General features: G+C 55.9%; 23 protein-coding genes and 1 tRNA gene. 17 read left to right on the forward strand and 7 right to left on the reverse strand.

The genetic code is table 11. The features are described 5' to 3' along the window. Positions 1-104: 104 nt before the first annotated feature. On the reverse strand, positions 105-1448 hold the full coding sequence (gene argG / locus EDF73_RS13080; protein WP_132729556.1) for an argininosuccinate synthase: 1344 nt from the start codon (positions 1446-1448) through the stop codon (positions 105-107). A 454-nt stretch (positions 1449-1902) separates the two neighbouring features. On the opposite strand from argG, the gene EDF73_RS13085 reads away from it, so the two are divergent. The 12 genes from EDF73_RS13085 (at position 1903) to mtr (ending at position 15665) form a co-directional block, all read left to right on the forward strand. Then, positions 1903-1979: transfer RNA gene (locus tag EDF73_RS13085), tRNA-Met, on the forward strand. Between the two features lie 206 nt (positions 1980-2185). Beyond that, positions 2186-2638 carry a ribosome maturation factor RimP gene (rimP, locus tag EDF73_RS13090; protein ID WP_004868075.1) on the forward strand — a complete coding sequence of 151 codons (453 nt, stop codon included), beginning with the start codon at positions 2186-2188 and terminating at the stop codon, positions 2636-2638. Between the two features lie 27 nt (positions 2639-2665). Then, on the forward strand, positions 2666-4153 hold the full coding sequence (gene nusA / locus EDF73_RS13095) for a transcription termination factor NusA (RefSeq protein ID WP_132729557.1): 1488 nt from the start codon (positions 2666-2668) through the stop codon (positions 4151-4153). Positions 4154-4177: 24 nt separating this feature from the next. Then, complete coding sequence (infB, locus tag EDF73_RS13100) at positions 4178-6862, forward strand: translation initiation factor IF-2 (protein ID WP_132729558.1); 2685 nt, start codon at positions 4178-4180, stop codon at positions 6860-6862. Positions 6863-7004: 142 nt separating this feature from the next. Then, positions 7005-7406 (forward strand): 30S ribosome-binding factor RbfA, encoded by a 402-nt coding sequence (rbfA, locus tag EDF73_RS13105; RefSeq protein WP_004106092.1) that lies wholly within the window; start codon positions 7005-7007, stop codon positions 7404-7406. After that, the gene (gene truB / locus EDF73_RS13110; protein WP_132729559.1) at positions 7406-8350 is read left to right on the forward strand and encodes a tRNA pseudouridine(55) synthase TruB; all 945 of its coding nucleotides are present in this window, start codon (positions 7406-7408) and stop codon (positions 8348-8350) included. Before rbfA ends, truB begins: the two co-directional genes overlap by 1 nt. 147 nt (positions 8351-8497) lie before the next feature. Further along, complete coding sequence (rpsO, locus tag EDF73_RS13115) at positions 8498-8767, forward strand: 30S ribosomal protein S15 (protein ID WP_004868066.1); 270 nt, start codon at positions 8498-8500, stop codon at positions 8765-8767. A 242-nt stretch (positions 8768-9009) separates the two neighbouring features. Next, entirely contained in the window at positions 9010-11145 is a 2136-nt protein-coding gene (pnp, locus tag EDF73_RS13120; RefSeq protein ID WP_132729560.1) for a polyribonucleotide nucleotidyltransferase, read from the forward strand. A 108-nt stretch (positions 11146-11253) separates the two neighbouring features. Beyond that, positions 11254-12138, forward strand: a complete 885-nt coding sequence (gene nlpI, locus EDF73_RS13125; RefSeq protein WP_132729561.1) for a lipoprotein NlpI — start codon at positions 11254-11256, stop codon at positions 12136-12138. A gap of 102 nt (positions 12139-12240) precedes the next feature. Next, positions 12241-12321: a protein YrbN gene (gene yrbN / locus EDF73_RS13130; protein WP_099001532.1), complete on the forward strand. Its 81-nt coding sequence runs from the start codon at positions 12241-12243 to the stop codon at positions 12319-12321. After that, complete coding sequence (locus EDF73_RS13135) at positions 12314-14278, forward strand: DEAD/DEAH family ATP-dependent RNA helicase (protein ID WP_132729562.1); 1965 nt, start codon at positions 12314-12316, stop codon at positions 14276-14278. Before yrbN ends, EDF73_RS13135 begins: the two co-directional genes overlap by 8 nt. Before the next feature lie 142 nt (positions 14279-14420). Continuing rightward, the gene (gene mtr / locus EDF73_RS13140; protein WP_132729563.1) at positions 14421-15665 is read left to right on the forward strand and encodes a tryptophan permease; all 1245 of its coding nucleotides are present in this window, start codon (positions 14421-14423) and stop codon (positions 15663-15665) included. Between the two features lie 59 nt (positions 15666-15724). Here mtr and EDF73_RS13145 read toward each other — a convergent pair whose 3' ends face one another. The 3 genes from EDF73_RS13145 to EDF73_RS13155 all read right to left on the reverse strand — a co-directional run bounded on the left by EDF73_RS13145 (position 15725) and on the right by EDF73_RS13155 (position 18759). Next, positions 15725-16732 (reverse strand): luciferase-like monooxygenase, encoded by a 1008-nt coding sequence (locus EDF73_RS13145; protein ID WP_132729564.1) that lies wholly within the window; start codon positions 16730-16732, stop codon positions 15725-15727. A gap of 144 nt (positions 16733-16876) precedes the next feature. Continuing rightward, on the reverse strand, positions 16877-17755 hold the full coding sequence (locus EDF73_RS13150; protein ID WP_132729565.1) for a U32 family peptidase: 879 nt from the start codon (positions 17753-17755) through the stop codon (positions 16877-16879). Between the two features lie 8 nt (positions 17756-17763). Next, positions 17764-18759, reverse strand: coding sequence for a peptidase U32 family protein (locus tag EDF73_RS13155; protein ID WP_132729566.1), 996 nt, complete (start codon positions 18757-18759; stop codon positions 17764-17766). Between the two features lie 221 nt (positions 18760-18980). On the opposite strand from EDF73_RS13155, the gene EDF73_RS13160 reads away from it, so the two are divergent. Both EDF73_RS13160 and EDF73_RS13165 read left to right on the forward strand, forming a co-directional pair. Beyond that, the gene (locus EDF73_RS13160) at positions 18981-19505 is read left to right on the forward strand and encodes an SCP2 domain-containing protein (protein WP_132729567.1); all 525 of its coding nucleotides are present in this window, start codon (positions 18981-18983) and stop codon (positions 19503-19505) included. Beyond that, on the forward strand, positions 19499-20002 hold the full coding sequence (locus EDF73_RS13165) for an N-acetyltransferase (RefSeq protein WP_132729568.1): 504 nt from the start codon (positions 19499-19501) through the stop codon (positions 20000-20002). The genes EDF73_RS13160 and EDF73_RS13165 overlap by 7 nt, the downstream gene beginning before the upstream one ends. Here the strand turns inward: EDF73_RS13165 and EDF73_RS13170 are convergent. Continuing rightward, positions 19989-20273: a GIY-YIG nuclease family protein gene (locus EDF73_RS13170; RefSeq protein ID WP_132729569.1), complete on the reverse strand. Its 285-nt coding sequence runs from the start codon at positions 20271-20273 to the stop codon at positions 19989-19991. The two genes, EDF73_RS13165 and EDF73_RS13170, sit on opposite strands and share 14 nt — an antisense overlap. 55 nt (positions 20274-20328) lie before the next feature. Here EDF73_RS13170 and EDF73_RS13175 point away from each other — a divergent pair, with 55 nt between their 5' ends. From EDF73_RS13175 to EDF73_RS13185, 3 genes are all read left to right on the forward strand, one after another. Continuing rightward, positions 20329-20766 carry a YhbP family protein gene (locus EDF73_RS13175; protein ID WP_132729570.1) on the forward strand — a complete coding sequence of 146 codons (438 nt, stop codon included), beginning with the start codon at positions 20329-20331 and terminating at the stop codon, positions 20764-20766. Positions 20767-20857: 91 nt separating this feature from the next. Further along, entirely contained in the window at positions 20858-21502 is a 645-nt protein-coding gene (locus tag EDF73_RS13180; protein WP_132729571.1) for an NAD(P)H-binding protein, read from the forward strand. A gap of 45 nt (positions 21503-21547) precedes the next feature. After that, positions 21548-22588, forward strand: coding sequence for a permease (locus EDF73_RS13185; protein ID WP_132729572.1), 1041 nt, complete (start codon positions 21548-21550; stop codon positions 22586-22588). A gap of 77 nt (positions 22589-22665) precedes the next feature. Here EDF73_RS13185 and dolP read toward each other — a convergent pair whose 3' ends face one another. Beyond that, complete coding sequence (dolP, locus tag EDF73_RS13190; protein WP_132729573.1) at positions 22666-23241, reverse strand: division/outer membrane stress-associated lipid-binding lipoprotein; 576 nt, start codon at positions 23239-23241, stop codon at positions 22666-22668. Between the two features lie 9 nt (positions 23242-23250). Then, positions 23251-23841 (reverse strand): DnaA initiator-associating protein DiaA, encoded by a 591-nt coding sequence (gene diaA / locus EDF73_RS13195; RefSeq protein WP_002918211.1) that lies wholly within the window; start codon positions 23839-23841, stop codon positions 23251-23253. Between the last annotated feature and the right edge of the window lie 7 nt (positions 23842-23848).

Genomic DNA, 23848 nt, shown 5'->3' on the forward strand with positions numbered 1-23848 from the left:
TGACCACGCGTGACAGAGAACCTGAGCCGTCCGCGGCTTTTCCCGGCAGAGGGTAAAAAAAAGCCGACGGCTTAGCGTCGGCTGAGAGCGGAGCATAAATGGGTTTATTTATCCCTGTTTTCCAGGTTTTCGACCTGCGGTACGCCGGTGGCTGAAGAGGCGCTCAGCAGACCGGATTGTGCATAACCAAACAGTTTGTCGCGGGTATCGGTGATATCCAGATTACGCATCGTCAGCTGGCCGATACGGTCTTCTGCCGAGAACATCGAATCACCTTTTTCCATCGTCAAACGCTCTGCTTTGTAAGTCAGGTTGTCGGAGACGGTATTCAGGATCGAATAGTCGTTACCGCGACGGAGTTCCAGCGTGACTTCGCCGGTAATGGCGCTTGCGACCCAACGCTGCAGGGCGTCACGCAGCATCAGCGCCTGTGAGTCAAACCAGCGGCCCTGGTACAGCAGACGGCCCAGCTGGCGGCCATGAGCGTGATATTGCTCAATGGTATCTTCGTTATGAATACCGGTCAGCAGGCGCTCATAAGCAATATGCAGCAGCGCCATCCCCGGGGCTTCATAGATGCCACGGCTTTTCGCTTCGATGATGCGGTTTTCGATCTGGTCGCTCATGCCCAGACCGTGACGGCCGCCGATGCGGTTCGCTTCCAGCATCAGCTCAACATCATCGCTGAAAGTTTTACCGTTTAAGGCGACAGGATGACCCTGCTCAAAGCGGATCGTCACTTCTTCCGCCGGGATTTTCACATTTTCGTCCCAGAATTTGACGCCCATAATCGGGTTGACGATTTTGACGCTGGAGTTGAGAAATTCCAGATCCTTGGCTTCGTGCGTGGCGCCCAGCATGTTGGAGTCGGTGGAGTAGGCTTTTTCAACGGACATTTTGTAGTCAAAGCCGCAGGCGATCATAAACTCGGACATTTCCTGACGGCCGCCCAGCTCATCGATAAAGTCGCTATCCAGCCACGGTTTGTAAATTTTCAGTTCGGCATTGGTCAGCAGGCCATAGCGATAGAAACGCTCAATATCGTTGCCTTTGTAAGTACTGCCGTCGCCCCAGATGTTTACGCCATCTTCTTTCATCGCCGCAACCAGCATTGTGCCGGTTACCGCACGGCCCAGCGGAGTGGTGTTGAAGTAGGTCAGACCGCCGGTGGTGTTATGGAAGGCGCCGCACTGGATAGCCGCGATACCTTCTGCGACCAGCTGTTTACGGCAGTCGATCAGACGAGCGCCCTCGGCACCGTACTCTTTGGCGCGGCGAGGAATGGCATCGTAATCTTCTTCGTCCGGCTGACCCAGGTTAGCGGTATAGGCATAAGGAACCGCGCCTTTTTTACGCATCCACAGCAGCGCGGCGCTGGTATCCAGCCCACCAGAGAAAGCGATACCAATACGTTGACCAACCGGGAGATGCTTAAGAATCGTCGTCATAAAATAAAACCCTGCTAGAGAGACTGTTGTGAGTTCGGTTTATCAGGTCGTCGAACTTATCCCATTTGACTATTCTGTTTGCCATGTTTGCCCCGGGCGGTGCGCAAAATCATGTGGCCCTGTCGGTGCGACCCGGTGACTGCGCGCTGTCCATGCCTGAATGGTTGGCAACAATGACGTCAAATGGAATAAACTCTTATTGCATGTTTATGCATTAATTGTGAGTTTTCATTTAATCATCTTTTGCGGATGACAGGAAGTGCTTCATGACTTTTTTGCTAAAAAAGAGCGACATGTCAGCACAAACGAGAACCGGAGAATGTGAAATACATGTTGACAAAATATAGGGTTTATCAATAAACTTTACCACGATTTTATGTCCCGTCCTCGGTACCAAATCCCAGCAGTATTTGCGTCTTTTGCTCAATAAGAGTAAAATGTGCCACGTTTCAGGCGCGGGGTGGAGCAGCCTGGTAGCTCGTCGGGCTCATAACCCGAAGGTCGTCGGTTCAAATCCGGCCCCCGCAACCACTTTCCCATTGAGTACTTTTTCAAATATACTGTGAGGACCTGGTCCTTCGTATCCGAATTTGAAAGAATTCTCCTGGAAGGTGTTCCAGATCGCAGTTGCGATCGCAGGGTTCAGTTATCTAAAACCCCGATTTATCGGGGTTTTTTGTTATCTGACTTCAGAATAACTGGGCTATACGCCCTTTTTTTATGTCTTGGGGGTGGGTTTGTCCACATTAGAGCAAAAATTAACAGAGATGCTCACGGCGCCGGTTGAAGCGCTTGGCTTTGAGCTGGTCGGCATCGAATTCATTCGCGGTCGCACATCCACACTGCGCATCTATATTGATAGTGATGATGGCATCAATGTTGATGATTGTGCTGATGTGAGCCACCAGGTCAGCGCTGTCATGGATGTCGAAGATCCAATCACCGTAGCTTACAACCTGGAAGTGTCTTCACCTGGTCTCGATCGCCCGATGTTTACCGCCGAGCACTATGAGCGTTTTTCCGGTGAGGAAGTCGCGCTGGTATTGCGTATGGCGGTGCAGAACCGTCGCAAATGGCAGGGCATTATCAAAGCGGTAGACGGTGAGATGATCACGGTAACCGTCGAAGGCAAAGATGAAGTGTTCGCGCTGAGTAACATCCAGAAGGCGAACCTGGTTCCCCACTTTTAACAGTCTGGATTGAGGTGAAAGGCCCCGATGAACAAAGAAATTTTGGCTGTTGTTGAAGCCGTTTCCAACGAAAAGGCGCTGCCGCGCGAAAAGATTTTCGAAGCTCTGGAAAGTGCTCTGGCAACGGCTACCAAGAAAAAATACGAACAAGAGATCGACGTGCGTGTGAGCATCGATCGTCGTAGCGGTGATTTTGACACCTTCCGTCGTTGGCTGGTCGTCGAAGAAGTCACCCAGCCAACTCGCGAAATTACGCTTGAAGCGGCGCGCTACGAAGACGAAAGCATGAATCCTGGCGACTACGTTGAAGACCAGATTGAATCGGTTACCTTCGACCGTATCACCACGCAAACGGCGAAACAGGTTATCGTACAGAAAGTACGTGAAGCTGAACGCGCCATGGTCGTCGATCAGTTCCGCGAGCACGAAGGTGAAATCATCACCGGCGTGGTGAAGAAAGTAAACCGCGACAACATCACTCTGGATCTGGGCAGCAATGCTGAAGCCGTGATCCTGCGTGAAGATATGCTGCCGCGCGAAAACTTCCGCCCAGGCGACCGTATTCGCGGTGTCCTGTATGCGGTACGTCCGGAAGCGCGCGGCGCTCAGCTGTTCGTCACCCGTTCTAAACCGGAAATGCTGGTCGAACTGTTCCGTATTGAAGTACCGGAAATCGGCGAAGAAGTTCTCGAAATTAAAGCCGCAGCTCGCGATCCGGGTTCCCGTGCGAAGATTGCGGTAAAAACCAACGATAAGCGTATCGACCCGGTTGGCGCTTGCGTAGGTATGCGTGGCGCGCGCGTTCAGGCGGTTTCTACCGAACTGGGCGGCGAGCGTATCGATATCGTCCTGTGGGATGACAACCCGGCGCAGTTCGTGATTAACGCGATGGCTCCGGCTGACGTCGCCTCTATCGTGGTGGATGAAGACAAACACACCATGGATATTGCGGTTGAAGCGGGTAACCTGGCGCAGGCGATTGGCCGTAATGGTCAGAACGTCCGTCTGGCTTCACAGCTGAGCGGCTGGGAACTCAACGTAATGACCGTTGACGACCTGCAGGCGAAGCACCAGGCTGAAGCCCACGCGGCGATCGATACCTTCACTAAATATCTTGATATTGATGAAGATTTCGCCACTCTGTTGGTTGAAGAAGGCTTCGCAACGCTGGAAGAGCTGGCCTATGTGCCGGTGAAAGAACTGCTGGAAATCGACGGTCTGGATGAAGCCACCGTTGAAGCACTTCGTGAGCGTGCGAAAAACGCGCTGACCACGTTGGCGCTGGCTCAGGAAGAAAGCCTGGGAGAGACTAAACCTGCCGATGATTTGTTAAATCTGGAAGGTTTAGAACGTTTGATGGCTTTCAAACTGGCTGCCCGTGGTGTTTGTACGCTGGAAGATCTCGCCGAGCAGGGCATTGATGATCTGGCTGATATCGAAGGGTTGACCGACGAAAAAGCCGGAGAGCTCATCATGGCCGCCCGTAATATTTGTTGGTTCGGCGACGAAGCGTAATAAACTGTAGCAGGAAGGAACAGCATGACAGATGTGACCATTAAAGCGCTGGCCTCAGAGATTCAGACCTCTGTGGATCGCCTGATACAGCAATTTGCTGATGCAGGGATTCGCAAATCGGCTGATGATTCTGTGACGGCGCAAGAGAAGCAAACCTTGTTGACACACCTGAACCGCGAACACGGTTCGGCGCCCGACAAGTTGACGCTGCAGCGCAAAACGCGTAGCACCTTAAATATTCCAGGTACCGGTGGTAAAAGTAAATCGGTACAAATCGAAGTCCGCAAGAAGCGCACCTTTGTGAAACGCGACCCGCAAGAGGCAGAACGCCTTGCCGCGGAAGAGCAGGCGCAGCGTGAAGCGGAAGAGAAAGCCCATCGCGAGGCGGAAGAAGCAGCCAGGCGAGAGGCGCAATTAAAAGCTGAACGTGAGGCCGCAGAACAAGCTAAACGTGAAGTCGCTGAGAAAGCGAAACGTGAAGCTGCGGAAAAAGACAAAGTGAGCAATCAACAAACCGACGACATGACAAAAAGCGCCCAGGCTGAAAAGATCCGCCGTGAAAACGAAGCAGCAGAGCTGAAACGTAAAGCGGAAGAAGAAGCACGTCGCAAGCTTGAAGAAGAAGCGCGCCGCGTAGCGGACGAAGCACGCCGTATGGCTGCAGAAAACGAAAAGAACTGGACCGAAACGCCAGAAGCTCCAGAAGAAACCAGCGATTATCACGTGACGACGTCTCAGCACGCTCGTCAGGCTGAAGATGACAACGATCGCGAAGTTGAAGGCGGTCGTGGCCGCGGTCGCAACAGCAAAGCTGCGCGTCCGAAGAAAGGCAACAAGCACGCCGAATCAAAAGCCGATCGTGAAGAAGCCCGTGCAGCCGTTCGTGGCGGCAAAGGCGGCAAGCGTAAAGGTTCTTCTCTGCAACAGGGCTTCCAGAAGCCTGCGCAGGCGGTAAACCGTGACGTTATCATCGGTGAAACCATCACCGTTGGCGAGCTGGCTAACAAGATGGCGGTCAAAGGTTCTCAGGTCATCAAAGCTATGATGAAGCTGGGCGCGATGGCGACCATCAACCAGGTCATCGACCAGGAAACCGCACAGCTGGTTGCCGAAGAGATGGGCCACAAAGTTATCCTGCGTCGTGAGAACGAACTGGAAGAAGCGGTAATGAGCGACCGTGACACCGGCGCGGCGGCGGAAGCCCGTGCACCGGTGGTGACCATCATGGGTCACGTTGACCACGGTAAAACCTCTCTGCTTGACTACATTCGCTCAACCAAAGTGGCCTCCGGCGAAGCAGGCGGCATTACACAGCACATCGGTGCCTATCACGTTGAAACTGAAAACGGGATGATCACCTTCCTGGATACTCCGGGTCACGCCGCGTTTACCTCAATGCGTGCTCGTGGTGCTCAGGCAACGGATATCGTTGTTCTGGTGGTTGCGGCAGACGATGGCGTAATGCCACAGACTATTGAAGCTATCCAGCACGCGAAAGCGGCTCAGGTTCCGGTTGTGGTTGCGGTCAACAAGATCGACAAACCAGAAGCGGATATGGATCGCGTTAAAAACGAACTGTCTCAGTACGGCGTGATGCCGGAAGAGTGGGGCGGCGAATCCCAGTTCATCCCGGTTTCTGCGAAAGCGGGTACCGGTATTGATGACCTGCTGAACGCTATCCTGCTGCAGGCTGAAGTTCTGGAACTGAAAGCCGTTCGTAACGGTATGGCTAGCGGCGCGGTTATCGAATCCTTCCTGGATAAAGGTCGTGGTCCGGTGGCTACCGTTCTGGTTCGTGAAGGCACCCTGAATAAGGGCGACATCGTACTGTGCGGCTTCGAATATGGCCGCGTGCGTGCAATGCGTAACGAACTGGGTCAGGAAGTTCTGGAAGCAGGTCCGTCCATTCCGGTGGAAATCCTCGGTCTGTCCGGCGTTCCGGCTGCGGGTGATGAAGTGACCGTTGTGCGTGACGAGAAAAAAGCGCGTGAAGTTGCTTTGTATCGTCAGGGCAAATTCCGTGAAGTCAAACTGGCGCGTCAGCAGAAATCTAAACTTGAGAACATGTTCGCTAACATGACTGAAGGCGAAGTTCACGAAGTGAACGTCGTACTGAAAGCGGACGTTCAGGGTTCTGTAGAAGCCATCTCCGACTCTTTACTGAAACTGTCTACCGACGAAGTCAAAGTGAAGATCATTGGTTCTGGCGTAGGTGGTATCACCGAAACCGACGCCACCCTGGCTGCGGCGTCCAACGCCATCCTGGTTGGCTTCAACGTCCGTGCTGACGCCTCAGCACGTAAAGTGATTGAAGCTGAAAGCCTGGATCTGCGCTACTACTCCGTCATCTATAACCTGATCGACGAAGTGAAAGCGGCGATGAGCGGCATGCTGTCTCCGGAACTGAAACAGCAGATCATTGGTCTGGCTGAAGTGCGTGATGTGTTCAAATCGCCGAAATTCGGCGCCATCGCGGGCTGTATGGTTACTGAAGGCACGATTAAGCGTCATAACCCAATCCGCGTACTGCGCGACAACGTGGTTATCTATGAAGGCGAGCTGGAATCCCTGCGCCGCTTCAAAGATGACGTTAACGAAGTCCGTAACGGCATGGAATGTGGTATAGGCGTGAAGAACTACAACGACGTTCGCGTTGGCGATATGATCGAAGTGTTCGAGATCATCGAGATTCAGCGCAGCATCGATTAATCTGCGTCGTTTCCGCAGTATCCGCGTGAGCGGTGCTGCAGAATCCATCGTGGATGACAGGCCGGGTTAGCGAAGCGCCACCCGGCAATAATTCTAAAAAGGGGCTTATAGCCCCTTTTTGTCTTTACCTGGAGAATTTATTATGGCGAAAGAATTTGGTCGCCCGCAGCGTGTGGCTCAGGAGATGCAAAAAGAGATTGCGATCATCCTGCAGCGCGAAATTAAAGACCCGCGTCTGGGCATGATGACCACCGTTTCCGGTGTGGAAATGTCTCGCGATCTGGCTTATGCCAAAGTCTTTGTGACCTTCCTGAACGACAAAGACGAAGCCGCCGTGAAGGCGGGTATCAAAGCGTTGCAGGAAGCCTCCGGCTTTATCCGTTCACTGCTGGGCAAAGCGATGCGTCTACGTATCGTGCCGGAGCTGACCTTCTTCTACGACAACTCGCTGGTCGAAGGGATGCGCATGTCCAACCTGGTGACCAGCGTGGTGAAGCATGACGATGAGCGTCGTGTGAATCCGGACGACAGCAAGGAGGACTGATGAGTCGTCCTCGTCGTCGCGGTCGCGATGTGCACGGCGTACTGCTGCTGGATAAGCCACAGGGCGCATCCAGCAACGATGTACTGCAAAAAGTAAAACGCCTTTATAACGCGAATCGGGCAGGGCACACCGGCGCGCTGGATCCGCTGGCAACCGGCATGCTGCCGATTTGCCTTGGGGAGGCCACCAAGTTCTCCCAATATCTGCTCGACTCCGATAAGCGCTATCGCGTGATTGCGAAGCTGGGCCAGCGTACAGATACCTCCGATGCCGATGGTCAGGTGGTGGAAGAGCGCCCGCTGACCTTCAGCGATGAACAGCTGGCGACGGCGCTGGACAGTTTCCGCGGCGAAACCCAACAGGTACCGTCGATGTATTCGGCGCTGAAGTATCAGGGGAAAAAGCTGTACGAATATGCTCGTCAGGGTATCGACGTCCCGCGTGAAGCCCGGCCGATTACCGTTTACGAGCTGCTGTTTATCCGTCATGAAGGGGATGAACTGGAGCTGGAGATTCACTGCTCGAAAGGCACCTATATTCGGACGATTATCGACGATTTGGGGGAAAAGCTGGGCTGCGGTGCGCACGTTATTTTCCTGCGTCGTCTCGCCGTCAGCAAATATCCGGTAGAGCGGATGGTCACTCTGGAACAGTTACAGGCGCTGGTTGAACAGGCGGCGGCGCAGGATATTCCCGCCGCGCAGCTGCTCGATCCGCTGCTGATGCCAATGGACAGCCCGGCGTCGGATTATCCGTTGGTTAATATTCCCGAAACATCGGCGGTTTACTTTAAAAATGGTAACCCGGTTCGCACCTCAGGCGCGCCGCTCCAGGGGTTGGTGCGGGTAACGGAAGGCGTAGAAGAGAAGTTTCTCGGTATGGGTGAAATTGACGACGAAGGCCGCGTGGCGCCGCGTCGTCTGGTGGTTGAATATCCAGGCTGAGGGCTGTTCTTGCGATAAAAGCCGGCTGCGGGTAGAATATCGCCGCTTAACGTCCGCAAAAGTGTTTTAACATTTTCGGGCGTTGCATCAGGGGTCGCTGAATTAGAGATCGGCACCCTTTCTTTCTTTTAAATTTGGAGTTTTAAAATGTCTCTAAGCGTTGAAGCTAAAGCAAAAATCGTTTCTGAGTTTGGTCGTGGCGAAAACGACAGCGGTTCTACCGAAGTTCAGGTTGCACTGCTGACTGCACAGATTAACCATCTGCAGGGTCACTTCTCCGAGCATAAAAAAGATCACCACAGCCGTCGTGGTCTGCTGCGCATGGTTTCCCAGCGTCGTAAACTGCTCGACTACCTGAAACGTAAAGATGTTGCACGTTACTCTTCGCTGATCGAGCGTCTGGGTCTGCGTCGCTAATTCTGCGAGTTTCAGAAAAAGGGGCCTCAGGGCCCCTTTTTTCGACCAGGCGGCAGCAATTCGCTAAAAACTCATGTATTGTTGCTATTAATGATCTTCGTGCAGAGGTTCGCGCGGCTAATGAGAGGCTTGATCCGCAGGGGCGGGTAAAGGTTGTCATTAGTCGCGAGGATGCAGGAGATCGGGTCAACTGACGCTATGTCGTGGATATAGCGTCACCTATTGATATAAAGGATAGAATTTTGCTAAATCCGATCGTTCGTAAATTCCAGTACGGCCAACATACCGTAACGCTGGAAACCGGCATGATGGCTCGTCAGGCCACTGCCGCTGTCATGGTTAGCATGGATGACACCGCGGTATTCGTTACCGTTGTGGGTCAGAAAAAAGCGAAGCCAGGTCAGGACTTCTTCCCGCTGACCGTTAACTATCAAGAACGTACCTACGCAGCAGGTAAAATTCCGGGTGGTTTCTTCCGTCGTGAAGGCCGTCCAAGCGAAGGCGAAACCCTGATCGCGCGTCTGATTGACCGCCCGGTTCGCCCGCTGTTCCCGGAAGGCTTCGTCAACGAAGTTCAGGTTATTGCCACCGTTGTTTCCGTTAACCCGCAGGTTAACCCGGATATCGTGGCGATGATTGGTGCTTCCGCAGCGCTGTCCCTGTCCGGTATTCCGTTCAACGGTCCTATCGGTTCTGCTCGCGTTGGTTATATCAACGACCAGTACGTTCTGAACCCGACTCAGGATGAGCTGAAAGAAAGTAAGCTGGACCTGGTGGTTGCCGGTACCGAAGCGGCAGTGCTGATGGTTGAATCTGAAGCAGAACTGCTGAGCGAAGACCAGATGCTGGGCGCAGTGGTCTTTGGCCACGAGCAGCAGCAGATTGTCATTCAGAACATCAATGACCTGGTTAAAGAAGCGGGTAAACCGCGCTGGGACTGGCAGCCGGAAGCCGTCAACGAAGCGCTGAACGCGCGCGTCGCTGCGCTGGCCGAAGCGCGTCTGAGCGATGCTTACCGTATCACTGACAAACAAGAGCGCTATGCTCAGATTGATGTGATCAAAGCGGAAACCATCGCCACGCTGACCGCAGAAGATGAAACCCTGGACGCTAACGAACTGGGCGAAATCCTGCACGCTATCGAGAAGAATGCCGTGCGTAGCCGCGTACTGGCTGGCGAACCGCGTATCGATGGCCGTGAAAAAGATATGATTCGTGGCCTGGACGTGCGTACCGGCGTCCTGCCGCGTACTCACGGTTCCGCACTGTTCACCCGTGGTGAAACTCAGGCGCTGGTGACCGCGACGCTGGGCACCGCACGTGACGCGCAGAACATCGATGAACTGATGGGTGAGCGTACTGACTCCTTCCTGTTCCACTACAACTTCCCTCCGTACTCCGTAGGCGAAACGGGCATGGTGGGTTCGCCGAAGCGTCGTGAAATCGGTCACGGTCGTCTGGCTAAGCGTGGCGTACTGGCCGTGATGCCGACCACTGAAGAGTTCCCGTACACCGTTCGCGTGGTTTCTGAAATCACCGAATCTAACGGTTCTTCTTCCATGGCTTCCGTGTGCGGCGCTTCCCTGGCGCTGATGGACGCAGGCGTACCGGTGAAAGCCGCCGTTGCGGGTATCGCGATGGGTCTGGTGAAAGAAGGCGACAACTACGTCGTTCTGTCTGACATTCTGGGTGATGAAGACCACCTGGGTGATATGGACTTCAAAGTTGCGGGTTCCCGCGACGGTATCTCTGCCCTGCAGATGGATATCAAAATTGAAGGTATCACCAAAGAGATCATGCAGGTTGCATTGAACCAGGCTAAAGGTGCGCGTCTGCACATCCTGGGCGTGATGGAGCAGGCGATTAACGCGCCGCGCGGCGACATCTCCGAGTTCGCACCGCGTATCCACACCATCAAGATCAGCCCGGACAAGATCAAAGACGTGATCGGTAAAGGCGGTTCGGTGATCCGTGCGCTGACTGAAGAAACCGGCACCACCATCGAAATCGAAGATGACGGTACCGTGAAGATCGCAGCAACCGACGGCGATAAAGCGCAGCATGCTATCCGTCGTATCGAAGAGATCACCGCTGAGATCGAAGTGGGCCGCATCTACAATGGTAAAGTGACCCGTATCGTTGACTTTGGCGCGTTTGTTGCCATCGGCGGCGGTAAAGAAGGTCTGGTTCATATTTCTCAGATTGCCGACAAGCGCGTCGAGAAAGTGACCGATTACCTGCAGATGGGTCAGGAAGTCCCGGTTAAGGTTCTGGAAGTTGACCGTCAGGGCCGCGTTCGTCTGAGCATCAAAGAAGCAGCTGAACAAACTCAGCCTGCCGCTGCGCCGGAAGCTCCGGTTGCTGAGCAGGGCGAGTAAGGTTGCCGTTTGCCCTCCGCGTGGGCGGAGGGCGTATTACGGGCAGGACGCCTTGTTTGCAGCCGGGGAACTGGACGTTCATCCAATCGTTGTCTTCGGGAGTGGGAAATGAAGCCTTTTTTGCGCTGGTGTTTCGTGGCGACAGCTCTCACGCTGGCAGGATGCAGCAATTCTGCCTGGCGTAAAGACGCAGTCCTCGCGGTGCCATTGCAACCGACTTTGCAGCAAGAAGTGATTCTGGCGCGCATGGAACAAATTCTTGCCAGTCGGGCTTTAACCGATGACGAACGCGCACAGCTTTTATATGAGCGCGGAGTGTTGTATGATAGTCTCGGTCTGAGGGCATTAGCGCGAAATGATTTTTCACAAGCGCTGGCAATCCGACCAGATATGCCTGAAGTATTCAATTACTTAGGCATTTATTTAACGCAGGCAGGCAATTTTGATGCTGCCTATGAAGCGTTTGATTCTGTACTTGAGCTTGATCCAACTTACAACTACGCGCACTTAAACCGCGGCATCGCCCTGTATTACGGCGGTCGCGCTAAGTTAGCGCAAGATGATCTGCTGGCGTTTTATCAAGACGATCCCAATGATCCTTTCCGTAGCCTGTGGCTTTACCTCGCTGAGCGCAAACTCGACGAGAAGCAGGCACTCGAAGCACTGAAGCAGCGCTTCGACAAATCGGACAAAGAGCAATGGGGATGGAACATTGTCGAGTTCTACCTTAGCGACATCAGTGAAAAAACGCTGATGGACCGTTTGAAGGCAGACGCAACGGATAACACCTCGCTCGCTGAGCATCTCAGTGAAACCAACTTCTATTTAGGTAAGTACTACCTAAGTCTGGGGGACAGGGACAGCGCTACGGCACTGTTCAAACTGGCGGTCGCAAACAACGTACACAACTACGTTGAGCACCGATACGCATTGTTGGAATTATCGCTCCTGGGCCAGGAGCAAGATGACCTGGCAGAATCGGACCAGCAATAGCTGACGAACACATCAGCCCATTTTTTTGTTTGCCATCACCTTCACGGGTGAGGGCGTTGTTGTTCGTTAATACACCTACTTTGAGCCGGTTCACACTTTTCAATGAAAATTACTCTAAATTTTCACGTTGAGTTATGTAGACTGGCCGCCATTAATTTTGAGGCACACGTACTACATGGCTGAATTCGAAACCACTTTTGCAGATCTGGGCCTGAAGGCTCCTATCCTTGAAGCCCTTAACGATCTGGGTTACGAAAAACCATCTCCGATCCAGGCTGAGTGCATTCCGCACCTGCTGGGCGGCCGCGATGTTCTGGGTATGGCCCAGACGGGTAGCGGTAAAACCGCAGCGTTCTCTTTACCGCTGCTGAACAATCTTGATCCTGAGCTCAAAGCACCGCAAATTCTGGTGCTGGCGCCGACCCGCGAACTGGCGGTACAGGTTGCTGAAGCGATGACGGACTTCTCTAAACATATGCGCGGCGTAAACGTGGTGGCCCTTTACGGCGGCCAGCGTTATGACGTGCAGCTGCGTGCTCTGCGCCAGGGACCACAAATCGTTGTGGGTACCCCGGGTCGTCTGCTTGACCACCTGAAACGCGGGACTCTGGATCTCTCTAAACTGAGCGGTCTGGTACTGGATGAAGCCGACGAAATGTTGCGTATGGGCTTCATCGAAGACGTAGAAACGATTATGGCGCAGATCCCGGAAGGTCATCAGACCGCTCTGTTCTCTGCCACCATGCCGGAAGCGATCCGTCGCATTACCCGCCGCTTTATGAAAGAGCCGCAGGAAGTGCGCATCCAGTCCAGCGTTACCACTCGCCCGGACATCAGCCAGAGCTACTGGACTGCTTACGGTATGCGTAAAAACGAAGCGCTGGTGCGTTTCCTGGAAGCGGAAGATTTTGATGCGGCGATCATCTTCGTACGTACCAAAAACGCGACCCTGGAAGTGGCTGAAGCGCTGGAGCGTAGCGGCTACAACAGCGCCGCGCTGAACGGTGACATGAACCAGGCCCTGCGTGAGCAGACTCTGGAGCGTCTGAAAGATGGTCGTCTGGACATCCTGATTGCGACCGACGTTGCGGCCCGTGGCCTTGACGTTGAGCGTATCAGCCTGGTTGTTAACTACGATATCCCGATGGACTCTGAGTCTTACGTTCACCGTATCGGCCGTACCGGTCGTGCGGGCCGCGCGGGTCGCGCGCTGCTGTTCGTTGAGAACCGCGAACGCCGCCTGCTGCGGAACATCGAACGCACCATGAAGCTGACGATTCCGGAAGTTGAACTGCCGAACGCGGAGCTGCTGGGCAAACGTCGCCTGGAAAAATTCGCCGCTAAAGTTCAGCAGCAGCTGGAAAGCAGCGATCTGGATCAGTACCGTGCCCTGCTGGCGAAAATCCAGCCGACGGCTGAAGGTGAAGAGCTGGATATCGAAACGCTGGCCGCGGCACTGCTGAAAATGGCTCAGGGCGAACGTCCGCTGATTCTGCCGCCGGATGCGCCAATGCGTCCTAAGCGTGAATTCCGCGACCGTGATGATCGTTTCGAACGCCGCGGCGATCGCAACGACCGTGGCCCGCGCGGTGACCGTGCGGAACGTGGTGGAGAAGATCGTCCGAAACGCGAACGTCGCGACGTGGGCGATATGGAACTGTATCGCATTGAAGTGGGCCGTGATGATGGTGTTGAAGTTCGTCACATCGTTGGCGCTATCGCTAACGAAGGCGACATCAGCAGCCGTTATATCGGTAACATCAAGCTGTTCGGTACCCACTCCACCATCGAGCTGCCGAAGGGCATGCCGGGCGAAGTTCTGCAGCACTTTACCCGCACCCGGATCCTGAATAAGCCGATGAACATGCAGCTGCTGGGCGATGCGCAGCCGCGTCCTGACCGTGGCGGCGAGCGTCGTGGCGGTGGTGAACGTCGTGAAGGCGGCCGTGCATTCGGCGGCGAACGTCGCGAAGGCGGTCGTGCATTCGGTGGTGAGCGTCGTGAAGGTGGCCGCGGTGATGGTCGTCGTTTCAGCGGCGAACGTCGTGACGGCGCCCGTGCTCCGCGTCGTGATGATGCAGCAGCGGCTCCGCGCCGTGATGATTCCGCAGGCCGTCGTCGTTTCGGTGGCGATGCGTAATCAGCGCATTCCGCTAGCGTAAAGTAAATAATACAGCCCCGATCGTGATGATTGGGGCTTTTTTTATTCCCTTCGTACTCGTGTACTGGTACAGTGCTGCGCGTTAATAACGAAAAGAATAATTGACTGGAGATTTCGGCAAATGGCGACACTTACCACTACGGCAACCCGGCCGTCCCTGTTTGGCGGCGTGGTGATTATCGGCGGGACCATTATTGGCGCGGGCATGTTTTCGCTGCCGGTGGTCATGTCCGGTGCGTGGTTCTTCTGGTCGCTGGCGGCGCTGGTCTTCACCTGGTTCTGTATGCTGCATTCCGGGCTGATGATTCTCGAAGCGAACCTCAACTACCGTATCGGCTCCAGCTTTGACACCATCACCAAAGATCTGCTCGGCAAAGGCTGGAACCTGGTCAATGGCATCTCGATTGCCTTTGTCCTCTATATTCTGACCTATGCCTATATCTCGGCCAGCGGTTCCATTCTGCATCATACCTTCTCGGCGCTGTCGCTGAATGTACCGGCGCGGGCCGCGGGGTTTGGTTTTGCCCTGCTGGTGGCGTTTATCGTGTGGTTGAGTACCAGGGCGGTAAGCCGGATGACGGCAATCGTCCTGGGGGCTAAAGTCATCACCTTTTTCCTGACCTTCGGTAGCCTGCTGGGGCATGTCGAGCCGACGACGCTGTTCAACGTCGGTGAACAAAACGCCTCCTACACGCCGTACCTGCTGATGACGCTGCCATTTTGCCTGGCCTCCTTTGGCTACCACGGTAACGTGCCGAGCCTGATGAAGTACTATGGCAAGGATCCCCGCACCATTACCCGCTGCCTGGTTTACGGTACCCTGCTGGCGCTGGGGTTGTACGTAGTCTGGCTGCTGGTGACGATGGGCAATATTCCGCGTCAGGAGTTTATCGGCATCGCACAGAAGGGCGGTAATATTGATGTGCTGGTACAGGCATTAAGCGGGGTGCTCAACAGCCGTAGTCTGGATCTGCTGCTGGTGGTGTTCTCGAACTTTGCCGTCGCCAGCTCATTCCTTGGGGTAACCCTGGGCCTGTTTGACTACCTGGCGGATCTCTTCGGTTTCGATGATTCTGCGCTGGGGCGCTTTAAGACCGCGCTTCTGACCTTCGTTCCGCCGGTCATTGGCGGCCTGCTGCAGCCGAATGGTTTTCTGTACGCTATCGGCTACGCCGGGCTCGCGGCAACCATCTGGGCGGCGATTGTGCCGGCGCTGCTGGCTCGCGCATCGCGCAAACGCTTCGGCAGCCCACAGTTTCGCGTCTGGGGCGGAAAACCGATGATTGCGCTGATCCTGTTGTTCGGCGTCGGTAACGTGGTGGTGCATTTCTTATCGAGCTTCAACGTTCTGCCGGTCTATCAGTAAATCCGCCTACGATGCGAAGGGCTACTCCGTGAGTCGCCCTTCGCATTTGACAACAGACGTTATCCCAGCAGCTCTTCTTTCACCTGCATCGCTAAATCAAACGAATGCAAACGCGCCTGATGGTCGAAGATCTGGCCGTTCACCATCAGCTCATCGGCCTGGGTTTCACGCAAGACGGACTCCAGCCCGTGGCGCACCTTGGTTTTGTCGCCGACCAGCGACATGCTCAGCGCCTGCTGGACGCCATACTGTTCAGCGGCGGACCACAGCTGGTGCATATTGTCCACCGGCGGCGGAAGCTGGCCGGTTTCGCCGCGACGCAGTTTCACGAATGCCTGCTGCATCGAGGTAAACAGGAACTCCGCATCCCGGTTGCTGTCGGCGGCGATGATATTAATACATACCATGGCGTACGGCTTCGCCAGGCGCTCAGACGGTTTGAACTGGGTGCGGTAGAGATGCAGCGCCTGGAATAACATATCCGGCGCGAAGTGCGAGGCGAAGGCAAAGGGCAGCCCAAGCTGGGCCGCCAGCTGCGCGCTGTACAGACTGGAGCCTAACAGCCACACCGGGATCTTCTCTCCGTAGCCGGGAACCGGACGCACGTGCGGATGGGGATCGCGGGCATCAAACCAGTCCACCAGTTCGGCGACATCGCGCGGGAAGTTATCCACATCGCCGCTCATATGGCGACGTAGCGCCATCATCGTGCGCTGATCGCTGCCCGGCGCGCGCCCCAGGCCGAGGTCAATGCGGCCGGGATAGAGGGTATTGAGCGTACCGAACTGCTCGGCAATGACCAGCGGCGAGTGGTTGGGGAGCATTACCCCGCCGGAGCCCAGGTGCAGCGTGGTGGTATTGGCGGCCAGATAGCCGATCAGCACCGACGTTGCGGCACTGGCGATCCCGACCATATTATGGTGTTCCGCCAGCCAGTAGCGGTGATAGCCGCGTTTTTCAGCCTGCTGCGCGAGCTCCAGCGAGTGCGAGAAGGCCTCTTTGGCGCTGGAACCCTGAGGGATCGGCGCCAGGTCGAGCACCGAGAACGGAATAGATTTGTCAGTCATAAAGGCTCACTTTGTTACAGCATCGTCATCAGATTGAAGGTCTTCTTCCAGCCTGGCGCATTCAGCGCGCGTCAGCCAGAAAAGCTGCAGCTTTTAATACTGCATGAAAAGAGCGCTGTTGCTGTTAACAAAGCGAGCTGTTTATCAGGACTGCAGTTCCAGTCCGGCCAGCCGTTTCCAGTAACCGTTACAGTCGCTGTTGGCGGTCAGCGGTAAAGGGCAAGCCCCGTTTTCATTGGCGCGGAAAGCGTCGAGCATGGCAAAGGTGTCGGTGCCAAGCGGTGACAGGCGCACCATATCGACCAGCCCCTGCATCGATGTCAGTTCGTTACCGAGGTTGTAAACATAGCCGCTCATGGTCTGAATGCCGTTGAGGACGAATACCTGCTGATTTTCCTGAGAAAGCATGCTGCGCCCGTTCGGATATTTGATGCAGCAGGTTTCGCATTCGTCTTTTGGCCGATCCTCGGAACGGGCGGTGAAGCAGCGGGCAGAGTAGGCTAGCGGCAGATGACCATAGCTCAGCACTTCCACTTCAAATTGCTCGCGGATCCCCAGGGTTTCGCACTGCGTCAGCAGATTGACCAGCCAGTCGCGGGAAAGCTCAACCGGCATGCACCAGCGAACCATACCTTGCTTACGCAGCAGGCGCAGGGTAACGGCGTTATAGCAGTTGAGCGCGTGGCCGGCGACAAACGGCAGTTTGCGCTCGGCACACATATTTACCACCCCGAGGTCGCTGGCTTCGATCAGGAACTCGCCGTTGTCGACATAACGTTTCAGCTCGCCCAGCTCGGAGGAGGCTTGCACCAGGGCGAGGGTGGAGAGCACCACCTGCTTGCCGCTGCTCGCCAGCGCTTTGGCCATCTCAATCCAGTCGCCGGATTTGGTGGCGCGACGTTTGCTGCACACCGCTTCGCCCAGATAAATCGTATCGGCGCTGGAGCGGGCTGCCTGCTGGTAAAAATCTTCCAGCGTCTCTTTTGACCAGTAGTAAAGCACCGGCCCTAATGAATATTTCATCACTTTTCTCACTGCCATTTACGGTGGTAGGCGCCAAGGGTGGTTTGTGTCCCTTCCGACATGGCGCCGAGCGCCTCCATCCATGCGGATTGTGGAACAAAGTTTTGCGGATCGGCTTTGCAGCGATCGATCGCCTGACGCCAGACTTTCGCGACCTGAGTGACATAGGCCGGGCTACGCTGGCGGCCTTCGATTTTCACCGAGGCAATATTGGCCGCCATCAGCTCCGGCAGCAGCTCCAGCGTATTCAGGCTGGTTGGCTCCTCCATGGCATGATAGCGCTCGCCATCGACCAGATAGCGGCCTTTGCACAACGTCGGATAGCCGGCGTTTTCGCCATCCTGGTAGCGGTCAATCAGCACTTCGTTCAGGCGAGACTCCAGCCCCTGCGGCGTTTGCTGCCAGCGGACGAAGCGCGCAGGCGAACAGGCGCCGACGGTATTCGGCGATTCGCCGGTCAGGTAGGAGGAAAGATAACAGCGGCCTTCCGCCATAATGCACAGGCTGCCGAAGGCGAAGACCTCCAGGGGAACCGGCGTGGCGCGGGCCAGCTGCTTCACCTGATGGATAGAGAGCACGCGGGGCAGCACCACGCGGGCAACGTCGAAATTGCGGTGATAGAAACGCACCGCCTCTTCGTTAGTGGCCGAGGCCTGAACCGAGACGTGACGCTCAATATGCGGATAGCGTTCGGCGGCATACTCCAGCATGGCGACATCGGCAAGGATTAAGGCGTCAGCACCGAGCTGTGCCGCCATATCCACCGCTCGCTGCCAGCGGACGTAGCCGTCCGGATGCGCGAAGGTATTGATCGCAATATGCAGCTTACGACGATGCTGATGCACAAAGCTGACGGCTTCCTGCAGTTTCTTTTCGGTGAAATTAAGGCCGGCAAAGTGGCGGGCATTGGTGTCATCTTTCAGCCCGATATAGACGGCATCGGCGCCGTTTTCGATGGCCGCCTTAAGCGCCGGAAGGTTACCGGCTGGGCAGAGCAGCTCCATAATTTTTCCTGAAAAACGCGGCCCGTCAGGGACGCTGAATGGTTAACGAGCAGGGATTTTAGTTAACCTTCTGGTGACAATTTTTGATTTGAGGCAGTTAAAAGCGGATTGGCGGCGCCAATAATAGACACCCGTCGTCGCGATTTTGTTGATTTACGCCGCTATGTCGTTTATTTGATATGGCACAATAGTGAAACTATTGCTTTCATGGAGTAAGGCTTGTGTTGGATAAATTGCGTTCCCGGCTGGTCCACTTTGGTCCGTCTTTAATGAGCGTGCCGGTTAAGCTGGCGCCTTTTGCCCTCAAGCGCCAGGTGCTGGAACAGGTATTACGCTGGCAGTTCCGGCAGGCACTGGAAGATGGAGAGCTGGATTTTCTCGAAGGCCGCTGGTTAAGTATTAATGTGCGTGATATCGGTTTGCTGTGGTATACCTCGGTGAATGAGGGGCGGCTGGTGGTCAGCCAGACGGCCGAGGCGGATGTCAGCTTCAGCGCCGATGCCAGCGATCTGCTGATGATTGCCGCGCGTAAGCAGGATCCGGATACGCTGTTCTTCCAGCGTCGGCTGGTTATCGAAGGCGATACCGAGCTGGGGCTGTATGTAAAAAACCTGATGGATGCCATTGAGCTGGAGCAGATGCCGAAAGCGCTACGCATGATGCTGCTGCAACTGGCGGATTTTGTTGAAGCGGGGCTGCGCAGCCCGCGGAAACCTGAACAGACATCGGTAGGTGAGGCATGCTGATTCGAGTTGAAATTGGGATTGATGCGCCGGGAATTGACGCGTTGTTGCGTCGTACCTTTGGCAGCGACGCTGAAGCGCAGCTGGTGCACGATCTACGAGAAGATGGCCTGATCACGCTGGGCGTGGTGGCGACGGATGATGAAGGGCAGGTTATTGGCTATGCCGCTTTTAGCCCGGTCTCCGTTGAAGGCGAGGAGTTGCAATGGGTCGGTCTGGCTCCGCTGGCGGTGGATGAAAGCTACCGCGGGCAGGGCATCGGGCGCCAGCTGGTCTACGAAGGGCTGGATTCGCTGAATGAGTTTAGCTATGCCGCCGTCGTCACCCTGGGCGACCCGGCCCTGTACAGCCGTCTGGGGTTTGAACCGGCAGCCCGCTTCGACCTGCGTTGCCGCTGGCCGGATACCGCTGAGGCGTTTCAGATTCGCCCTCTGGCCGATGACGCGCTGGAAGGGGTACACGGGCTGGTTGAGTATAGCGACCACTTCAATCGCTTCTGAGGCTCTCCAGCAGGGTCTCGAAAGAACCATCTCCGGCAACGAGGCGCTCTTTCTGGCGCTTCGTTAGCTGCTTAATACGATACTCCAGTCGTAGTGCAAGTGAGTGGTCACCAACTTCCTGGCTAAACGCCAGCTGCAGCTCTCCTTTGCCACGCAGCGCTTTCGCTCCCTTGCCATCCTGGTGCTGGCAAAAACGACGTGTGACATCGGTGGTAATCCCGGTATAGAGGCGATTATCGGCGGTACGTATCAGATAGAGAAACCAGCGCACGGTACAAAGGTCGGTATGTTAAGGTGTGTGCACCATAACATACTGGAGAGTAAAGATGGATACGCTCGCTGCTATCAGCCGCTGGCTCAGCAAACAGCATGTGATTACCTGGTGTGTCGCCCGCGAGGGTGAACTGTGGTGCGCCAATGCGTTTTACGTGTATGACCCGCAAAACGTCGCCTTTTATCTCCTGAGTGATGAGAACACCCGCCACGGACAGATGACCGGCCAGCGGGCGCAGGTCGCGGGTACCGTCAATGGCCAGCCGAAAACCGTCGCCCGCATTCGTGGCGTGCAGTTCAAAGGCCAGATCCGTCGCCTTGCTGGTGAAGAGGAAGCCGCGATGCGCCAGCGGTATGTCAGCCGCTTCCCGGTAGCCCGCATGCTCCCGGCGCCGGTCTGGGAAATCCGCCCTGATGAACTTAAATTCACCGATAACACGCTAGGTTTTGGCACCAAGCTGCACTGGCTACGTCACCCTGAGGGCGAGTGAAGCGCGGTCTGGCGTGCAGAATTCCCCGTTTCCTGCATACTCTTGTTACCGCGGCGACTGCCGCTGAAGGGGTGATTTCTTAGGGGGGATAATGAGCCAGGTGCTAATAACAGGGGCCACCGGTTTGGTTGGTGGGCACTTACTTCGGATGTTAATCCAGGAGCCGCACATTGCGGCAATCGCCGCCGTGACCCGCCGTCCGTTGACGGATGCCGAAGGCGTTTTCAATCCCCATGACCCGCAGCTGAGCGATGCCCTGGCCCAGGTTGTCGACCCGGTCGATATTGTCTTTTGCTGCCTGGGAACCACGCTACGGGAGGCGGGCAGCAAAGCGGCGTTTATTCAGGCCGACTATACGCTGGTGGTCGATACGGCGCTGACGGGGCTGCGTCTGGGGGCAAAACATATGCTGGTAGTCAGCGCGATGGGGGCCAACCCCCGGTCGATGTTCTTCTACAACCGGGTGAAAGGCGAAATGGAAGAGGCGCTGCGGGCGCAGGCGTGGCAGCGGCTGACGATTGCGCGTCCCTCGATGCTGCTGGGCGAGCGGGAGAACAAAAGGTCGAATGAAGTGGTGCTGGCGCCGCTGTTTCGCCTGCTGCCGGGGAACTGGAAATCCATCAGCGCTCAGGATGTGGCACGCGCCATGCTGTCTGAAGCGCTGGCCCCTGGGCTAGAGGGCGTCACCGTTCTGCCGTCGGCAAAACTGCGTGAAATCGCCGCACGCGAAGAGTAGTATTCTGCGCTTCACTCCATCACCACACCTTTCCTGGGGAATGCTATGACGGGTCAGTCTTCATCTCAGGCGGCATCACCGTTTCAATGGTGGAAGCCCGCGCTCTTTTTTCTGGTTGTTATCGTTGGATTATGGTTCGTCAAATGGCAGCCTTACTATGGCAAGGCTTTCACGGCGGCAGAAACCCACAGCATCGGTCAATCTATTCTGGCTCAGGCCGCGACCTCTCCGCTGAAAGCGGCATGGGACTACGCGCTGGTCTACTTTCTGGCCGTCTGGAAAGCGGCGGTGCTGGGTGTACTGCTGGGGTCGTTGATTCAGGTGCTGATCCCGCGCGACTGGCTGCTGCGCACCCTGGGGCAATCGCGCTTTCGCGGAACGCTGTTAGGCACGCTCTTTTCTCTGCCCGGTATGATGTGTACCTGCTGCGCCGCGCCGGTGGCGGCGGGGATGCGTAAGCAGCAGGTGTCGATGGGCGGCGCGCTGGCGTTCTGGATGGGCAACCCGCTGCTTAACCCGGCGACGCTGGTGTTCATGGGCTTTGTGCTGGGCTGGCAGTTTGCGCTAATTCGTCTGGTGGCGGGTCTGGCAACGGTGCTGATTGTCGCGACGCTGGTGCAAAAATGGGTGCAAGAAGCGGCGGTACAGCCGTCAACCGTGCCCGCTGGCGTTGAGACCGAACAGGGCCACTTTTTTGCCCGCTGGCTGAGGGCGCTATGGATCCTGTTCTGGAACACTATCCCGGTCTATATTCTGGCGGTGCTGGCGCTGGGGGCGGCGCGCGTCTGGCTGTTCCCGCATGCCGATGGCGCGGTAGATAACACCTTATTCTGGGTGGTGGCGATGGCGATTGCCGGCTGTCTGTTTGTCATCCCGACGGCGGCGGAGATCCCTATCGTTCAGACCATGATGCTGGCGGGAATGGGCTTTGCGCCGGCGCTGGCCCTGCTGATTACGCTGCCTGCGGTCAGCGTGCCGTCGTTGATTATGCTGCGTAAGGCTTTTCCGGCGAAAGCGCTGTGGCTGACCGGTGGGCTGGTGGCGTTGTGCGGCATGATTGTCGGTGGGCTGGCGTTAATCTGGTGAAATCCCGGGCGGCGGCTGACGCCTTGCCCGGTTCGTCACCCGGCTCAGCAGTGCGCGAGCCGGGACGATTTTCACACTTACTGGATATAGGTAAAGGCGGTGGTCACGCGAGAGACGCCGCTGACCCGGCTGGCAATATCTGCCGCCGCGCGACCTTCGCGATCCGTGACCAGTCCCATCAGGAACACTTCGCCATTTTCCGTCGTCACTTTGACATTTGACGATTTCACCTGGTCGGTGCCCAGCAGCTGAGAGCGAACCTTGGTGGTGATCCAGGTATCTGAAGAGGCGGTGCCTAAGCCAATCGGCTGACCCTGACGTACTTCGTTAAACACTTCCGTGGCGCCTTCGACGCCCATCGCTATTTGTTTCGCGCGGGCGGAGAGATCTGCCGTCGGAGACTGGCCGGTCAGCAGGACTTTGCCCTGATAGGCGGTGACGTTAATCCGCGCCTGTTTCTTAATTTGTTCGTCTTTTGCCAGCGCGCTGTTGACGCGCAGTTCCAGCGTGCTGTCATCAACCTGAGTCCCCACCGTACGCGGGTCCGTTGCGGCTTTGGTGCCGACAGCTGCCGTTCCGACTACCGCTGCGGCAACGCATCCTTGTAGCAGTAGGGCAGAAAGAATGATGGCGAGGGGCGAGAGAGCCTTCATGTGATCTCCTTAATCGTCCTGGTGTGGAAAAAGCGTGTTATCAATCAAATCGCACAGACAGTTGACGGTGAGCATATGCATCTCCTGAATACGCGCGCTGCGATGAGACGGAATGCGGATTTCGACATCCTGCTGACCCAGCAGGCCTGCCAGCTCACCGCCGTCGTAGCCGGTGAGCGCGACGATGGTCATATCGCGGGTCACGGCGGCTTCAACGGCTTTCACGATGTCCCGACTATTGCCTCGTGTGGAGATCGCCAGCAGAACGTCGCCAGCGTGACCCAACGCGCGGACCTGCTTGGCGTAAATTTCGTCGTGCAGGCGATCGTTGGCAATTGCGGTTAAGACCACATTATCGGTATTTAGTGCAATGGCGGGTAAACCAGGGCGCTCTGTTTCAAAACGATTAATCATACTGGCAGCAAAATGCTGTGCATTGGCGGCAGAGGTGCCGTTGCCACAACAGAGGATTTTGTTGCCATTCAGCAGCGATTGTACCAGGGTCATGGCCGCACGGGAGATGGCATCCGGGAGGGCTTCCGCTGCTGCAATTTGGGTTTGAATGCTTTCAGTGAAGCAGGCTTTAATTCTATCGAGCACGGTATCC

This window comes from Klebsiella sp. BIGb0138 (genome assembly GCF_004342285.1).
In the GTDB taxonomy this organism is placed as follows: Bacteria; Pseudomonadota; Gammaproteobacteria; order Enterobacterales; family Enterobacteriaceae; genus Klebsiella.

Coding starts and splice junctions, on each gene's coding strand:
- argG (WP_132729556.1), bottom strand. CDS start 1,448: ATGACGACGATTCTTAAGCATCTCCCGGTTGGTCAACGTATTGGTATC.
- nusA (WP_132729557.1), top strand. CDS start 2,666: ATGAACAAAGAAATTTTGGCTGTTGTTGAAGCCGTTTCCAACGAAAAG.
- infB (WP_132729558.1), top strand. CDS start 4,178: ATGACAGATGTGACCATTAAAGCGCTGGCCTCAGAGATTCAGACCTCT.
- rbfA (WP_004106092.1), top strand. CDS start 7,005: ATGGCGAAAGAATTTGGTCGCCCGCAGCGTGTGGCTCAGGAGATGCAA.
- truB (WP_132729559.1), top strand. CDS start 7,406: ATGAGTCGTCCTCGTCGTCGCGGTCGCGATGTGCACGGCGTACTGCTG.
- rpsO (WP_004868066.1), top strand. CDS start 8,498: ATGTCTCTAAGCGTTGAAGCTAAAGCAAAAATCGTTTCTGAGTTTGGT.
- nlpI (WP_132729561.1), top strand. CDS start 11,254: ATGAAGCCTTTTTTGCGCTGGTGTTTCGTGGCGACAGCTCTCACGCTG.
- yrbN (WP_099001532.1), top strand. CDS start 12,241: ATGAAAATTACTCTAAATTTTCACGTTGAGTTATGTAGACTGGCCGCC.
- EDF73_RS13135 (WP_132729562.1), top strand. CDS start 12,314: ATGGCTGAATTCGAAACCACTTTTGCAGATCTGGGCCTGAAGGCTCCT.
- mtr (WP_132729563.1), top strand. CDS start 14,421: ATGGCGACACTTACCACTACGGCAACCCGGCCGTCCCTGTTTGGCGGC.
- EDF73_RS13145 (WP_132729564.1), bottom strand. CDS start 16,732: ATGACTGACAAATCTATTCCGTTCTCGGTGCTCGACCTGGCGCCGATC.
- EDF73_RS13150 (WP_132729565.1), bottom strand. CDS start 17,755: ATGAAATATTCATTAGGGCCGGTGCTTTACTACTGGTCAAAAGAGACG.
- EDF73_RS13155 (WP_132729566.1), bottom strand. CDS start 18,759: ATGGAGCTGCTCTGCCCAGCCGGTAACCTTCCGGCGCTTAAGGCGGCC.
- EDF73_RS13165 (WP_132729568.1), top strand. CDS start 19,499: ATGCTGATTCGAGTTGAAATTGGGATTGATGCGCCGGGAATTGACGCG.
- EDF73_RS13175 (WP_132729570.1), top strand. CDS start 20,329: ATGGATACGCTCGCTGCTATCAGCCGCTGGCTCAGCAAACAGCATGTG.
- EDF73_RS13180 (WP_132729571.1), top strand. CDS start 20,858: ATGAGCCAGGTGCTAATAACAGGGGCCACCGGTTTGGTTGGTGGGCAC.
- EDF73_RS13185 (WP_132729572.1), top strand. CDS start 21,548: ATGACGGGTCAGTCTTCATCTCAGGCGGCATCACCGTTTCAATGGTGG.
- dolP (WP_132729573.1), bottom strand. CDS start 23,241: ATGAAGGCTCTCTCGCCCCTCGCCATCATTCTTTCTGCCCTACTGCTA.